Genomic DNA, 15,419 nt, shown 5'->3' with positions numbered 1-15,419 from the left:
AAGCCTCTGCCAGGCTCAACTGACCCGTCTGCTTCACCGCCATTGCGATTCCCTCCGAACTCCGTCTCAGAGAATCACAACCAGCCAATTACGCAACAGGCCCCCTGTGGGAGAAGGTGGCCGCGAAGCGACCGGATGAGGGGTGTTCCAGCGGAGTGAGGGGTTGGCGTTCCTTGGAACCCCTCATCCGTCTCGGCGCTAACCCGCCGATCCACCTTCTCCTACCAGGGGGAGAAGGAAGAGGGCGCTTCTCACCCCTTCGCCGCCGCTTCGATCTTCGCAATATCGATCTTGCTCATCTGCATCATTGCCGACATCACCCGGCCAGCCTTGGCCCTGTCCGGATCCAGAAGCAGGCGCGGCAACTGCTCCGGCACGACCTGCCACGACACACCGAATTTGTCCTTCAGCCAGCTGCATTGCGAAGGTTCGCCCCCACCTTCGATGAGCTTCTCCCAGAAATAATCGACCTCTTCCTGCGTCTTGCAATCGATCGACTGTGACATCGCCTCGTTGAACTTGAATTGCGGTCCGCCGTTGAGCGCCTGAAACTGCACACCGTCGAGTTCGAACGTGGTCACCAGCGCTTTGCCCGCATCGGCGTGACCGTCGGGCCAACGCAAAACGCTCAGCACCTTCGAATTCTTGAAGATGGAGATGTAGAAATTCATCGCCTCTTCGGCCTGGTTGTCGAACCACAGGCAGGTGGTGATCTTTTGCATGTCGTGCTCCTCGGGGTGTCTTTGGTTGCGGTTACAGTGAAACGGCTGACTCCAGAAATGGTGCCATTCCCTTGCCGTTGCCCCAAGGACGCGCGTGCGGCGAGCGATCCGACACCGGTCCGCAATCTTTTTCGCAAACTCTGATTTCTCACGCGAATCTGGCGCATTGCAAAAATGTGGCCAGACCATACTTGCCGGTCTATAACGCCTCCGACCTGAATTCAGCGCCGCCACGCTCCGCACCGGGCGCAGCCAGCCAGCTAAGGAATATTCATGCCCGCCTATCGTTCCCGCACCACCACCCATGGCCGCAACATGGCCGGCGCCCGCGGCCTGTGGCGCGCCACAGGCATGAAGGATTCGGATTTCGGCAAGCCGATCATCGCGGTGGTCAATTCCTTCACCCAGTTCGTGCCCGGCCATGTCCATCTCAAGGATCTTGGCCAACTCGTCGCGCGCGAGATCGAGAAGGCCGGCGGCGTCGCCAAGGAGTTCAACACAATCGCCGTCGATGACGGCATCGCCATGGGGCATGACGGCATGCTCTATTCGCTGCCGTCGCGCGAGCTTATCGCCGACTCCGTCGAATACATGGTCAATGCGCACTGCGCCGACGCCATGGTCTGCATCTCCAATTGCGACAAGATCACGCCCGGCATGCTGATGGCCTCGCTGCGCCTCAACATCCCGACCGTCTTTGTGTCCGGCGGCCCGATGGAAGCCGGCAAGGTGGTGCTGGCCGGCAAGACGCAGGCGCTCGATCTGGTCGACGCCATGGTTGCCGCCGCCGACGACAAGATCTCCGACGAGGACGTCAAGGTCATCGAACGCTCGGCCTGCCCGACCTGCGGTTCCTGCTCGGGCATGTTCACGGCCAATTCGATGAACTGCCTGACCGAGGCGCTCGGCCTGTCGCTGCCCGGCAATGGCTCGACCTTGGCGACCCACGCCGACCGCAAGCGGCTGTTCGTCGAGGCGGGCCATCTCATCGTCGATCTTGCCCAGCGCTACTACGAGCAGGATGACGAGACGGCACTGCCGCGCAGCATTGCCTCCAAGGGCGCCTTCGAGAACGCCATGACGCTCGACATCGCCATGGGCGGCTCAACCAACACCGTGCTGCACATCCTGGCCGCCGCGCATGAGGGCGAGGTCGACTTCACCATGGAAGACATCGACCGGCTGTCGCGGCGGGTCCCTGTGCTGTGCAAGGTGGCACCGGCAAAGTCCGACGTGCATATGGAAGATGTCCACCGTGCCGGCGGCATCATGGCCATCCTTGGCCAGCTCGACAATGCAGGGCTGCTCAACCGCGACCTGCCGACGGTGCACACGGCAAGCCTTGGCGAAGCGCTGGACCATTGGGATATTTCCCGCACGACGAGCCAGAATGTCCGCGACTTCTTCCTCGCCGCTCCCGGTGGTGTGCCGACGCAGGTCGCCTTCAGCCAGGATCGCCGCTGGGACCAGCTCGATCTCGACCGCGAGAGAGGCGTCATCCGCTCGGCCGAGACGCCGTTCTCGAAGGACGGCGGCCTTGCGGTGCTGAAGGGCAATCTTGCGCTCGACGGCTGCATCGTGAAGACGGCGGGCGTCGACGAATCGATCCTGAAATTCACCGGCCCGGCGCGTGTGTTCGAAAGCCAGGACGCTTCGGTGAAGGCGATCCTGTCCAACGAGATCAAGGCCGGCGACGTCGTCGTCATCCGCTATGAAGGACCGCGCGGCGGCCCCGGCATGCAGGAAATGCTCTATCCCACGAGCTATCTGAAGTCGAAAGGCCTCGGCAAAGCCTGCGCGCTGGTCACCGACGGCCGCTTCTCCGGCGGCACATCTGGCCTGTCAATCGGCCACGCCTCGCCGGAAGCGGCGGAAGGCGGCACGATCGGTCTGGTGCAGGAAGGCGACACGATCGAGATCGACATTCCGAACCGCACCATCCGCCTGGCGGTCAGCGATGCTGAACTCGATGCTCGGCGAGCGGCGATGGAGGCCAAGGGCGCCCTGGCCTGGAAGCCAGAGGAAAAGCGCAAGCGCAAAGTGACGACCGCTCTGCGCGCCTACGCCGCCTTCGCCACCAGCGCCGACAAGGGCGCTGTGAGGCACGTTCCGGAGTGAGGTCTGCGCAGGCCCCCTCATCCGGCCGCTTCGCGGCCACCCTTCTCCCCAATGGGGAGAAGAGGCTGTCGCCGGCGCTGACGATCTCTTCTCCCCTCGGGGAGAAGGTGGCCCGAAGGGCCGGATGAGGGGGCTTGGCTCCGACATCCGGAAATGCCCTCAAGGCATCAACTGGTACTCATAAAGCTTCTGGTACAGCCCGCCCTGATTGAGCAGCGTGCGGTGCGCGCCGCTTTCCACCACCTTGCCGGCTTCCAGCACGACGATCGTGTCGGCCTGGTGCACGGTCGACAGGCGGTGGGCGATGACGATGGTGGTGCGCCCGACCGTCAGCTGTTGCAACGCGTCGCGGAACAGCGCCTCGGATTCGGCGTCGAGCGCGCTGGTCGCCTCGTCGAGCAGCAGGATCTCGGCATTGCGCAGCATGGCGCGCGCGATAGAGATGCGCTGGCGCTGGCCGCCGGAAAGCAGCGCGCCGTTCTCACCGACATCCGTATCATAGCCCTTGGCCATGGCGCTGATGAAGTCATGCGCGTTGGCGGCCTTGGCGGCAGCGATCACCTCCGCGTCGGTCGCGTCCTGACGCCCGAGCCGGATGTTGTGCATGACCGTGCCGGCAAACAGGAACGTGTCCTGACTGACATAGGCGATCTTCTCCCGCACCGAGGCGAGCGTGGCGTCGGAGATATCCTGGCCGTCGAATAGCACCCTGCCGACCTGCGGGTCGTACATGCGCATGATCAGGTTGAGGATGGTCGACTTGCCGCTGCCCGAGGGCCCGACCAGCGCCGTCATCTTGCCGGCCTCGAGCGTCAGGTCGAGCCCTTCGAACACCGGCGGGCTTTCCGGGTAGGCGAAGCTGACATTGTCGAAATGGATTTCGCCCGGCCCGGCCTGCAACGGCTTTGCATCCGGCTTCTCGGCCAGCGTCAGCGGCCGGTCGGCGAGCTGGAACATCATTCGCACGCCGACAATGCCGGTTTCCAGCGAAATGCGCACGCGCGCCAGGCGCTTTGCCGGTTCGTAGGCCAGCAGCAGGGCCGCGATGAAAGCCATGATGTTGCCCGGCATCTGGCCGCCACCCAGAACCAGGAAGCCGCTGACCAGGACGGAGCCGGAGATTGCCAACCCGGCAAGCGTTTCCATCACCGGGCTGGTGGCGGCTTCCAGCGTCGCAATATTGTTGGCGCGGTTCTCCACGTCCGACACGGCCTTGTACATGCGCTTGCGCATCGCGCCTTCGAGGCCGAAGGATTTCACCACGCGCACGCCCACCGCCGTTTCCTGCATCACCTGCACGATCTGGCCGAGCGAGCGGAACTCCTGCGCGGCAATCTTGCGCACGCGTTTCAGGATGTGATTGACCCCGTAAATGGCTATGGGGCCAATGACAAAACAGATCAGGGACAGCGCCGGCTGCTGCCAGACCATCACCCCCACCAGCACAATCATCGTCACCAGATCGCGTACGTAGGATGTGACGACGAGGTCGAGCACGTTGCGCGCTGCCTGCGCGTTGTTGGTCATGCGGGTGATCAGCTCTGACGACGAGGTCGAATGGTAGAACTCGATGCCTTGCGCCAGGATGCGGTCGTAGATCTTGCGTTGCCGGTCGGCGATGATGCTGTTGCCGACGCGGCTCATAAAGTAGGCCTGCACGAAGTTGGCGACGCCCTTGAAGACGAAGATCGCGGCGACCCCTCCGGCAATCAGGTTGACCCGGTCGAGCCTCTTGTAGATCACGAACTCATTTGTGATCTCGCGAAGAATCCAGGCGCTGGCGCCGGTCATGGCGGCCACCACCAGCATCGACGCGATCGCGGCGGCATAGCCAAACTTGTGCTCGTGGAAGGATTCCCTGACGAGCCTCGCGATGAGGCGCTGGTTTTCCGTAGAACGGAAGAAGCGAAACAATGGTTGATCCCATGCCTGACTGAGACGAATTTCGGATTCGCCACGGGGGCGAAAGGCGGCTTATAGAGCGAGTTGCCACCGGATGGAACCTTTCGCTGCCGCGGAGACAAACGGCTGCGGCCGGGTGTCTTTTGCGCCACGATTGTGACGAGTGATCCAGGGAGATGACGACAGATGGATTTCGACCTTGTTGTGCGCGGCGGAACCCTGCCGGACGGCACCGTCGCCGACCTCGGCATATCAGGCGAGACGATCGTCGCCATCGAGCCCGAACTGAACGTCACCGCCGGCACGGCGATCGACGCACATGGCAATCTGATTTCGCCGCCCTTCGTCGATCCGCATTTCCACATGGACGCCACGCTGTCCTACGGCATTCCGCGCATCAACGCCTCGGGCACGCTGCTCGAAGGCATTTCGCTGTGGGGCGAGCTGAAGCCGCTGTTGACGCATGAAGGCGTGCGCGAGCGGGCGCTCGCCTATTGCGACTGGGCGGTCTCGATGGGCCTGCTCGCCATCCGCACCCATGTCGACGTCTGCGACGACCGCTTGCTGGCGGTCGAGGCGCTGCTCGACGTCAAGAAGACGGTCGCGCCCTATATCGACCTGCAACTGGTCGCCTTCCCACAGGACGGGTTCTACCGCTCGCCGACGGCGCGGCAAAACACCATCCGCGCGCTCGACATGGGCGTCGATATCGTCGGCGGCATCCCGCATTTCGAGCGCACGATGGCCGACGGCAGGCGCTCGGTCACTGAACTCTGCGAAATCGCGGCAAAGCGCGGGCTGATGGTCGACCTGCATTGCGACGAGACCGACGATCCGCTGTCGCGCCATATCGAGCAGCTTGCCTATGAGACGCAGCGGCTCGGGTTGCAGGGCAAGGTGGCCGGCTCGCACCTGACCTCCATGCACTCGATGGACGATTACTACGTCTCCAAGCTGCTGCCGCTGATCGCCGAGGCGGGTGTTTCCGCAATTCCCAATCCGCTGATCAACATCATGCTGCAGGGCCGCCACGACAGCTTTCCCAAACGCCGCGGCCTGACCCGCGTCAAGGAGATGCAGGCGCATGGCATCCGCGTCGGCTGGGGCCAGGACTGCGTGCTCGACCCCTGGTATTCGCTGGGCACCGCCGACATGCTCGACGTCGCCTTCATGGGCCTCCACGTCGCGCAAATGTCGAGCCCGGCCGACATGGCGCGCTGCTTCGACATGGTCACCAACGTCAACGCCGCCATCATGGGCCTCGACCATCTCGGCCTCGCCGTGGGCAAGCGTGCCAGCTTCGTCATCCTCGATGCCGGCAACCCGATTGAGGCCTTGCGTCTGCGGGCCGAGCGGCTCTGCGTCGTCGCCAGGGGCAAGGTGGTGGCCGAGCGCACGAAGCAGGAGACGCAGCTGTCGATCTCTGGGCGGCCAGGCCAGGTGAACCGGCGGCACAAGACTGCGTAGACACAGCCGATTTCCGCCGCTGGTCTTACCGATTTGCCTCGTCAAAGCGGCCGCTTGCGGATAGGGAGCCGCATGGCCCAGTCGCTTGCTCGCAGCTTCACGATGAGAAACGTGCTTCTGGCCGGCATACTTTTGATGCTGGCCGGCGATTTCATGTTCGCGCTGAACGACGCGATGGGCAAATGGCTGGTCGCCTCTTTCTCGGTTGGCCAGGTGGTTTTTATCCGCTCGATCGGCGCCTTCATCGTGCTTGGCCCGATGATCGCCAACCAGGGCGCTGGCAGACTGTTCCGCATGGAGCGGCCAGTCCTCCAGTCTCTGCGCGTGCTGGCAACGACGGTGGACACGGCGCTGTTCTATGCCGCTGTCGTCTATCTGCCGCTTGCCGACGTGATGAGCTTCTACATGGCCGGGCCGATCTATGTGGCGGCGCTGTCGCATTTCCTGCTCGGCGAAAAGGTCGGCTGGCGCCGCTGGGCAGCCATCCTGGTCGGCTTCTGCGGCGTGCTGATCATACTGAAGCCGTCCTCGGCGGCGTTCTCGCAGTCCTCGCTGTTCGCGCTGGTAGGCAGCATCGCCTTTGCCTTCGCCATCATCCTCAGCCGGCGTTTGCGCGGAACGAGCGATACGACACTGGTCACCTGGCAGACCATAGGCACGTTGCTGGTCGGTGGCCTGATGACCATCGGCGCCTGGCGCACCCCCTCGGCGCTCGATTTCGGCGCCATGCTCCTGCTCGGTATCGTCTCCTGCAGCGCCCATCTGATGATCACTCGGGCGCTGAAACTGGCGCCAGCCTCGACGCTGGCGCCGCTGCACTACAGCCTGCTTCTATGGGCGGTGATCTTCGGCCTGGCCTTCTTCGGCGACGTGCCGGGACCGCGCATCCTGATCGGCTCGGCCATCGTCGTGCTCGCCGGCCTGTTCATCTTCCATCGCCAGAAAGTGGTAGAAACAGTGGTGCCGCCGGAAAACGTGCCGAAAGGCGTCAATTAGAGCAATTCAAGGAAAGTGTGAGCGGCTTTACAGCCGTAATTAGCAGTGTAGGCTACCTCTCGGGCGCAGTTCGGAATTGATTCCTTGCAAGACAGGGCAAGGTCAATATTTCGGCGATAGGGGGAGTAATGGGCAGTTTTTCCATATGGCATTGGCTGATCGTTTTGGTCCTTATCGGCTTGCCACTGATATTTGTTTTAAGGGCCCCGCCAGCTGGCAGCAATCGTTTCGGAGACATACCGCCTCCGATGAGTTTTACCGAAGCTATTTCAAGCTTTTTCCAAAACTATGCAAATTTTTCCGGTAGAGCCAGCCGTTCCGAGTTCTGGTATTCTTATCTGTTCATTGTCATTGTCGGCATCGTTATGACCGTGGTTGATGTCGTCTTGGACAATGAAATTGTCTCATCGATTTGGAATCTTGCCATCCTTCTGCCGACACTTGCCATGACCACGCGCCGGCTGCACGACATCAACAGAAGCGGTTGGCTCCAACTCCTTGCCGGATTGTTCCCCATCGGCACCATCGCGCTGATCGTCTGGTACTGCAAAAAGTCCGACGATACGGTGACGATGAGTGAAATAGAGCGGGTTTTCAGATAACCGGCAGAGGAGCCAAGCGCTCTGCGTCAGCCCCTGCGCACGGCCGCCAGATGGCGTGAAAACGCCGGCGTCTCCATCAGCGCCTTGCACCGGGCAAACCGCTCGTCGGCATAGGCGCGGAAATCCTCGACTGGGTTGTTGTTGGCAAGCTGGATCAACCCCCACAGCGTCCACAACAGATCGCACATCGCCTTGTAGATGACGATACGGCCTCGCTCGGCTGGCCTCGCCTCGCCGCCGAAATAGGCGCGCATCAACTCTTCCTCTTGCGCAGTGTCGAATTTGCCTTCGACGCTGAGATCGCCGAGATCCCACATCGGGTCGTTCATCCCCGAATATTCCCAGTCGACGACCCACATCCGCTCGCCCGTATCGAGAAAGTTCTCGCACAGCGGATCGCAATGGCAGGCGACGATCGGCAGCGGATGGGCGGCGAGCGCCGAGCGCACGCTTTCCGCCTCACGCACCACGTCATGGTATCCCGCGGGGAGGGCGACCGCCTTGGTCGACAGCACCTTGAGATAGTCGTCGATCATCGCGAACAGTTCGAACCGGAACGGAAACACCGCGCCGGACGCGTGCAGCTTGCGGAAAGCCTCGGCCGCCCGGGCCGGACTGCCTGGCCTTGTCCTGAATTTCTCGGGCGACATGGTCTCGGCGCCGGCAATGAAGCGCGTCACCATCACGCCGGTGCCGGCAACGAAATGCAGCACCTCCGGGCTGACGCCGGCTTTCGCCGCTTCGCGCGCCGCCACGTCTTCATTGGCGCGATTGATGTATTCCTCGGTGCCCTTGCCCGGAATGCGCAGGCAGAAATCGCCGGCCCGGAAGACGAGATTGGTGAGGCCGCCAAGCCGTTCCAGCGGACCGTGATGCCCGGCCAGCGCCGGAATGGCCGCAAGCGTTGCTCGTACCTCGTCGCTCACCATGCCTCTCCCCCCTTTGGCGCGGTTATTTATGGCCGCAACGGTTCCACAATTTTTGACGTTTGGCTATGATCCAATGGATAGGTGCGTTGGCGGGTGAAGCAGCGATGACGGATGGCACACTTAAAGGCGCGCTTGGCGCGGTCTACGCGGCAAAGCGGCCGGAAGAGGTGGCGGCGCTCTACGACAGCTGGTCGCGGACCTATGACGCCGACATGTCCGCTGTCGGTTACCGCCATCCCACCATCTGCCTCGCTCTCCTGGCCCGCCATTTGCCGCGCGGGGCCGCGCCGTTGCTCGATGCCGGCGCCGGCACAGGGCTCATTGGCGAGTGGCTCGCCATCACCGGCTTTCCCGAGGTCGAGGCGCTCGACATCTCGCAAGGCATGCTGGACAGGGCGGCCGCGAAGAACGTCTATTCGGCGCTTCACCGTCTGGCGCTCGGCACAAGCCTGCCTTTCGCCGACGGTGCCTATGCCGGCATCATTTCGGCCGGCGTCTTCACCTTGGGTCATGTCGGCGTCGAAGGGCTGGATGAGTTGATCCGCGTCTGTCGCTCGGGCGGCGTGATCGTCCTCACGGTCAAGACAGCACTGCTGCAAGCGGGCTTTGCCGCGCGTATCGCCGAGCTGGAGGCGCAGGGAGTGCTCACGCTCATCGAGGAGACGCTCCCTTATGTCTCCATGCCCGGCGAGGAGGATACCGGACCAAGTCGCGGCGTTGTCCTGCGCGTGACGTGATCGGGACGTCAGGCCTTGATCCTTGCTCCTGCCGGGTCGTACAGCGGTTCGAGATGGATCTTGGCCGGCGTCCGCTGCATCGCCACCACCAGTTCATAGTCGCCTGAGCCGAGAAAGTCGTCGCTCACCCCGTCAGGGTTGCGCACATAGCCGTAGCCGATGCTCTTGCCGATCGTGTAGCCATAGCCGCCGCTGGTGAGATAGCCGACCGGTTCGCCATTGCGCAGGATGGTCTCGCGCCCGACGAGCACGATGTCGGGATTGTCGACCGTGAAGCCGGCAAAGCGTTTCTTCAGCGCCGCACCGCCGGCTTTCTCCAAAGCCCGGCGCCCGACGAAATCCGTGTTCTTCCTGAGCTTGACCGCCCAGCCGAGGCCGGCCTCCTGCGGCGTGTCGTTGGGGGTAATGTCGGAGCCCCAGGCGCGGTAACCTTTTTCAAGCCGCAGCGATTCCAGTGCCCGGTAGCCGATCGGGCGAATGTGATGCCTCTTGCCGGCGGCCATCAGCGCGTCGAAGATCTCGCCGGTGGCGTCGATCGGCACATGCAGCTCCCAGCCGAGTTCGCCGACATAGGTGACGCGCAGCGCCCGCACCGTGTGTCCGGCGATGCCGATCTCGCGCGCATGGCCGAACGGGAAAGCGGTGTTGGAGACGTCGGCATCGGTCACGGCGGACAGCACGTCGCGGGCGCGCGGTCCCATCAGCGACAGCGTGCCGAAAGCCTCGGTGACATCGATGAGCCGCGCATCGAGCCCTTCGCCGACATGGTCGCTGATCCACGACGCATCATGGGTGCGAAAGCCGGTGCCGGTGACGATGTAGAATGTCTCCTCCGCCAGCCGCGATATGGTCAGGTCGGCTTCGATGCCGCCGCGTGTGTTGAGAAGCTGCGTGTAGGTCAATCGCCCGACCGGCTTGTTGACGTCGTTGGCGCAGATCCAGTCCAGCGCCTTCAGCGCATCGGCCCCGCTCAATTCGTATTTGGCGAAGGACGACTGGTCGAAGATGCCGACATGTTCGCGCACATGCCGATGTTCGTCGCCGACCGCGGCGAACCAGTTCTGCCGGCCCATCGAATAGATGTCCTGCGGCTCGACGCCTTGCGGCGCGAACCAGCTCGGCCGCTCCCAGCCGAGCTTCGAGCCGAACACGGCGCCATGGCCTTTCAGCCTGTCATACAGCGGCGAGACGATGCGTGGCCGACCGCTGAGATATTCCTCATGCGGGAAGCCGACCGTATAATGCTTGCCATAGGCCTCCAGCGTGCGCTCGCTCACCCATTGGCGGTCGCGGTGCATGCTGGAAAAGCGCCTGATGTCGACCACCCAGAGATCGAGGGGTGCCTCGCCGTCGACCACCCATTGCGCCAGCACCCAGCCGGCGCCGCCGCCCGACGCGATGCCGAAGGCGTTGAAGCCGGCGCCGACGAACATGTTGGCGCATTCGGGCGCACTGCCGAGAATGAAGTTGCCGTCCGGCGTGAAGCTCTCCGGCCCGTTGATCATCTGCTTGACGCCGACGGTCTCGAGCGCCGGTACGCGTGCGATCGCCTGGCTCATATGCTGCTCGAAGTGATCGTAATCGTCGTCGAACAGGCGGAATTCCCATTCGTCAGGCACATTGCCGCCAGGCAGGCCGGTCGCCCAGGCCTGCGGGTTCGGCTCATAGCCGCCCATCACCAGCCCGCCGACCTCTTCCTTGAAATAGGTTCGTCGGTCGGGGTCGCGGATGGTCGGCGCGTCGGTCGCCAGCCCTTCGATCTTTTCGGTGACGATGTACTGGTGCTTGACCGGTTGCAGCGGCACGGAAATGCCGGCCATGGCGCCGACCTGACGCGCCCATTGCCCGGCGCAGTTCACCACCTTGTCGCAGGCGATGTCGCCCTTGTTGGTCTTCACCGCGGTGATGCGCCCATCCTTCATGTCGAAGCCGGTAACGCGGACATCCTCGAACAGCTTGGCGCCATGCATGCGCGCGCCCTTGGCCAGCGACTGCGTGATGTCGGAGGGGCTTGCCTGGCCGTCGGTCGGCAGCCACGAGGCGCCGACGAGATCGCTGGTTTCCAGCAGCGGCCACATCTTTTTCACCTCGTCCGGCGACACCAGCTGCATGTCCATGCCGAAGCTCCTGGCGGTCGTCGCCAGTCGTTTATACTCCGTCCAGCGGTCGGCGTTGGTGGCGAGCCTGAGGCACCCGGTCATCTTCCACCCGGTGGCGAGGCCGGTCTCGGCCTCCAACCCCTTGTAGAGCTCGACCGAATATTTGAGCACCCGGGTGATCGAGGCCGACGAGCGCAATTGGCCGACCAGCCCGGCCGCATGCCAGGTCGAGCCGGAGGTCAGCTTGCCCTGCTCCAGCAGGACGACATCGGCCTTGTGGTCACGCGCCAGATGATAGGCTGTCGAACAGCCGATAATGCCACCGCCGATGACGACGATGCCGGCATGGGTGGGCAAGGTCATGGCTGTGTCCCGTACTTCGTGCGGTAATTGTCCAGCGCCGCGTCGAGCCGCGTCAGGTTCTCTGCGGTATAGGCGACGTAGTCGATGCCCGGCGCATCGAGATAAAGCTCGGAAACCATGCTCCACATCGCCTCGCGCAGCAGCGACGCGCATTGCATGGCCGCGTGCGAACGGCGGATCGCCTCATCCGGCTCGCGCATGAAATAGGCGGTGAGGAAGGCGAAGGAGTCGGCGTCGCTCATCTCGGCATTGGAGGCAACACCGGCAAGGTCGAACATCGCGGTGTTGAAGCCGGCATATTCGAAGTCGATCAGCCATAGCCTGTCGCCATCGTCAAGAATATTTGCCGGCAAAAGATCATTGTGGCCGAAGACGATTGGCAGCAGTTTCTGCGCCCGCTCCAACTCGTCGGCCAGCGCCAAAAGCCGTGGCAGCTCGTCGCGCTTGCGGCTGCCGCCTTCGTTCAGTGTGCGCGCATAGTCGCGGATGACATGGAAGACCCAGAACATGAAGCCGGCGCCGGAGATGTGATTGGGCATCTCGCGATGGAACCCGCGCATCAGTGCAGCGACGCGGCCGATATTGGCGCGCACGTCTGCAGCGACGTAGGTTTTTGCGCCGAGGAATTCCGTGACCATGATGCCGGGCTCGGAATAGCGGACTGCCGGCGCGAAGCCCGCTTCATGCGCAGCCCGCGATGTCATCACCTCGCGATCGCGAAAGACGTGGTGGAACGGATAGTCCTGGCCGAAGCGTACGACGTGCCGCCCGGTGGCGTCCTTGACCAGATAGTTGGCGTTGCTGAGGCCGCCCGGCAGCGGTGCAATGTCGACGCTGCCATTCCAGCAGGGCAAGGCCCGGATCCGGTCTTCAGCAGTCACGAGGCCATCCCTGATTTGGCGGAGCTTCGACAAGGCGCCCTCCGTCGCGCAACGAGGGGAATGCAAAAATCTCGTCGGTGCGGGACGCCGGACTCTCCCGCGCCGCACCGACGAGCCCCTTTGGCCAGGTTTCGATACCCGGTCTCCGCCCCCGCGGATTTGAAAAGTCCTTGCGCCAGATCAATCCCAGACGGTCTGGCCAGACGGTCCGGTCCGTGAAATTGCGGCTCTGCCATCACCCTCCCGTGGCAGTTCCGAAGCCTGTCACGCGATCAATGTCATGCCAGTGCCGCCCGACTGTCAATCAAATGTTGTGACTTTTTTTGGGTGTTTTGCCCGAAACCACCTGCAATTCCTTTAAAAACGTCTGTATTGCCCTAAAATCGGGCAGTTCGCAGAATTCGGGAGGCCACATGATCCATTCGAAACGGCATGGCGAAATCCTCCGCCTCCTGAAGGAAGAGGGCACCGTCACCATTGCCAGCTTGGCGGACCGGCTGGGGGTCTCGCTTGAAACCGTGCGCCGTGATGTCAAGCCGCTAACCGGTAACGGCTCGGTGCTGAAGATGCATGGCGCCATCGGCCTGCCGTCGATGACCGGCGAGGCGCCGTTCGAACGGCGTATGCGCGACAATGCCGAAGCCAAGCGGCTGATTGCCCGCATGGTCGCCGCCACCATCCGCGACGGCGAGTCGGTGATGCTGGACACCGGCACCACGACCTCGTTCCTGGCCCGCGAGTTGCTCGGCCACCGGCGGCTGACGGTGGTCACCAACTCGTCCGACATCGCCCGCACGCTGGCCACCGTCAACGGCAACAAGGTCTATATGGCAGGCGGCGAACTGCGCAGCGATTCCGGTGCTGCCTTCGGCGTCTCGGCAATCGACTTCGTCAGCCGCTTCTCGGTCAGCCACGCGGTGATTTCGATCGGCGCGGTGGACGCCGCCGCAGGGCTGGCGGACTATGATCTTGAAGAGGCGGAGTTCGCCCGCATGGTGCTGTCGCGCGGCCAGCGTTCCCTTGTTATCACCGACCACACAAAATTCGGTCGCCAGGGTCTGGTCCAGGTCTGCGGCTTTGACGGATTTTCTGAACTGGCCACCGACCGGGCACCACCGCATGATATCGCCGCTGCGCTGGCAGAGGCTGGGGCACGCCTTAGCATCGCGGCGACTTAGCGAGTTCTGATCCCCAAAGCACCGCCTCCCGACAAATCTTTCGGTCAAGGCAGCTCTTCGCAATGTCCATGAAATGTGGTCGCCGCAAACAGCGCCTCATCAGAATGCGGGCTAGGCGAATCACCCGCATCACCAGTGAGGTCATCATGCCTGCAAACGATGCCTTGTCTTTTCTCATGGCCTGGACGCTGGCGCCGCTCCGGATCGGCTCGGTCACGCCCTCCGGTTCCACCTCGCGGCTCTGATCACGCGCGAGATCGGTCCTGAAACCGGTCAGGTGTTGGAACTTGGACCGGGCACCGGCCTGTTCACGCAGGCGCTGCTGGAGCGCGGTGTCAGGGAGCGGGATCTAACCCTGGTCGAAGCCGACCCAGACTTCGCCTCGCTTCTGACGCGGCGCTTTCCCGCCGCGCGCATCTTCGCGATGGATGCAGCCGGTCTGCGCCATCCGCCTCTGTTCGACAGTCCGGTGGCGGGAGCCGTCATAAGCGGATTGTCGATTCGGCTGATGTCGCCGCGCAAGGCTTTCGCTATACTGGAAGGCGTGTTCGACGCTCTGCGGCCGGGCGCGGCGCTTTACCAGTACACATTGGGCAGAAGCTGCCCCTTCGACCAGACATTGCTCGACAGGCTCGACCTGGAAGCGACCCGGCTTGGCCGGACCTTTCGCAACTTCCCGCCGGCCACGGTGTATAAGGTGTCCAGGATCAAGAACCTCAAAAACCTATGACTGGCGCTTCTCATGACCGATCCGCTGCCGGCGATCCTGGGCCTCGGGCTGCTCGGCGTCGCCTGTCTCGCTTTTACCGAAAAGATCCTGCCGCTGCCGCCCTCGCATGTGCTGCTGTTGTTCCTCGGCATGACGGCAGCCCCGGATCTCTCGAGGCTGGCGATCCTGCTCCTGGTGACGACGCTGTCCGCCATCACTGGCTGCCTTGTCTGGTATGCGGTGGGACGGCGGATTGGTTTGGATCGCGCTGACAGGCTGGTCGAGCGTTTCGGCAAATATGTCTGCCTGCGCTATGCGACCTATTCCAGGCTCGGCGAGGCCTATCGCCGCCATCATGTGCGGGTCTCCTTGCTGGCGCAGTTCATCCCGACGGTGCGCAACTACCTGCCGATCGCGGCCGGTGCGCTCCGTCTGCCGCTCTTGCCCTTCGCAGCAGTGACGCTGCTCGGCGCCACGCTGTGGAATACGGGCTTCCTCATCACCGGCTATCTCATGCGCGGCAGCGGACGGGATTCCTATGCCATCGGCTTTCGTATCATCGTTATCGTCCTGGCCCTGGAGACGGCGTTCATGCTCGCGCTGCGCTACGGTCCGGCATTGCGGCAGCGTCTCAGGCTCAGCTAAGCGCGAGGCACCAGGCAGCCCTCTCGGGATAAGCTCCGCCGTCGGCTTTCCTTCATGGCCGCGCCAGTGTT

Annotated in this window: 13 protein-coding genes; 8 read left to right on the top strand and 5 right to left on the bottom strand. The window is 63.1% G+C overall.

Annotation, left to right across the window (positions count from 1 at the left end):
• Positions 1 to 251 precede the first annotated feature (251 nt).
• The gene (locus ACWGTO_RS20915) at positions 252 to 722 is read right to left on the bottom strand and encodes a VOC family protein (RefSeq protein ID WP_454576701.1); all 471 of its coding nucleotides are present in this window, start codon (positions 720 to 722) and stop codon (positions 252 to 254) included.
• Positions 723 to 995: 273 nt separating this feature from the next.
• Here ACWGTO_RS20915 and ilvD point away from each other — a divergent pair, with 273 nt between their 5' ends.
• On the top strand, positions 996 to 2,840 hold the full coding sequence (gene ilvD / locus ACWGTO_RS20910; RefSeq protein ID WP_454576689.1) for a dihydroxy-acid dehydratase: 1,845 nt from the start codon (positions 996 to 998) through the stop codon (positions 2,838 to 2,840).
• A 159-nt stretch (positions 2,841 to 2,999) separates the two neighbouring features.
• On the opposite strand, the gene ACWGTO_RS20905 is transcribed toward ilvD, so the two are convergent.
• Positions 3,000 to 4,754, bottom strand: a complete 1,755-nt coding sequence (locus ACWGTO_RS20905; RefSeq protein WP_454576688.1) for an ABC transporter ATP-binding protein — start codon at positions 4,752 to 4,754, stop codon at positions 3,000 to 3,002.
• A 174-nt stretch (positions 4,755 to 4,928) separates the two neighbouring features.
• Here ACWGTO_RS20905 and ACWGTO_RS20900 point away from each other — a divergent pair, with 174 nt between their 5' ends.
• The 3 genes from ACWGTO_RS20900 to ACWGTO_RS20890 all read left to right on the top strand — a co-directional run bounded on the left by ACWGTO_RS20900 (position 4,929) and on the right by ACWGTO_RS20890 (position 7,807).
• On the top strand, positions 4,929 to 6,209 hold the full coding sequence (locus ACWGTO_RS20900) for an amidohydrolase family protein (protein WP_454576687.1): 1,281 nt from the start codon (positions 4,929 to 4,931) through the stop codon (positions 6,207 to 6,209).
• A 72-nt stretch (positions 6,210 to 6,281) separates the two neighbouring features.
• Entirely contained in the window at positions 6,282 to 7,205 is a 924-nt protein-coding gene (locus ACWGTO_RS20895; RefSeq protein ID WP_454576686.1) for a DMT family transporter, read from the top strand.
• Positions 7,206 to 7,333: 128 nt separating this feature from the next.
• Positions 7,334 to 7,807 (top strand): DUF805 domain-containing protein, encoded by a 474-nt coding sequence (locus ACWGTO_RS20890; protein WP_454576685.1) that lies wholly within the window; start codon positions 7,334 to 7,336, stop codon positions 7,805 to 7,807.
• A 26-nt stretch (positions 7,808 to 7,833) separates the two neighbouring features.
• Here ACWGTO_RS20890 and ACWGTO_RS20885 read toward each other — a convergent pair whose 3' ends face one another.
• Entirely contained in the window at positions 7,834 to 8,736 is a 903-nt protein-coding gene (locus tag ACWGTO_RS20885) for a phosphotransferase (RefSeq protein WP_454576684.1), read from the bottom strand.
• A gap of 104 nt (positions 8,737 to 8,840) precedes the next feature.
• Between ACWGTO_RS20885 and ACWGTO_RS20880 the strand changes: the two genes are divergently transcribed.
• A complete protein-coding gene (locus ACWGTO_RS20880; RefSeq protein ID WP_454576683.1) occupies positions 8,841 to 9,473 on the top strand; it encodes a class I SAM-dependent DNA methyltransferase in 633 nt (210 codons plus the stop codon).
• Between the two features lie 8 nt (positions 9,474 to 9,481).
• Here ACWGTO_RS20880 and ACWGTO_RS20875 read toward each other — a convergent pair whose 3' ends face one another.
• Positions 9,482 to 11,935: a GcvT family protein gene (locus ACWGTO_RS20875; protein WP_454576682.1), complete on the bottom strand. Its 2,454-nt coding sequence runs from the start codon at positions 11,933 to 11,935 to the stop codon at positions 9,482 to 9,484.
• Entirely contained in the window at positions 11,932 to 12,816 is an 885-nt protein-coding gene (locus ACWGTO_RS20870; RefSeq protein WP_454576700.1) for a phosphotransferase, read from the bottom strand. The genes ACWGTO_RS20875 and ACWGTO_RS20870 overlap by 4 nt, the downstream gene beginning before the upstream one ends.
• Before the next feature lie 413 nt (positions 12,817 to 13,229).
• Between ACWGTO_RS20870 and ACWGTO_RS20865 the strand changes: the two genes are divergently transcribed.
• The 3 genes from ACWGTO_RS20865 to ACWGTO_RS20855 all read left to right on the top strand — a co-directional run bounded on the left by ACWGTO_RS20865 (position 13,230) and on the right by ACWGTO_RS20855 (position 15,348).
• Complete coding sequence (locus tag ACWGTO_RS20865) at positions 13,230 to 13,994, top strand: DeoR/GlpR family DNA-binding transcription regulator (RefSeq protein ID WP_454576681.1); 765 nt, start codon at positions 13,230 to 13,232, stop codon at positions 13,992 to 13,994.
• 277 nt (positions 13,995 to 14,271) lie between these two features.
• Positions 14,272 to 14,724, top strand: a complete 453-nt coding sequence (locus ACWGTO_RS20860; protein WP_454576680.1) for a class I SAM-dependent methyltransferase — start codon at positions 14,272 to 14,274, stop codon at positions 14,722 to 14,724.
• 12 nt (positions 14,725 to 14,736) lie between these two features.
• Positions 14,737 to 15,348: a DedA family protein gene (locus tag ACWGTO_RS20855; RefSeq protein ID WP_454576679.1), complete on the top strand. Its 612-nt coding sequence runs from the start codon at positions 14,737 to 14,739 to the stop codon at positions 15,346 to 15,348.
• Positions 15,349 to 15,419: the final 71 nt, after the last annotated feature.

The sequence above is a fragment of the Mesorhizobium sp. PL10 genome (genome assembly GCF_053714315.1).
Note: the sequence above shows the minus strand (reverse complement) of the source record. Positions and strands in the feature narration are given on the sequence as shown.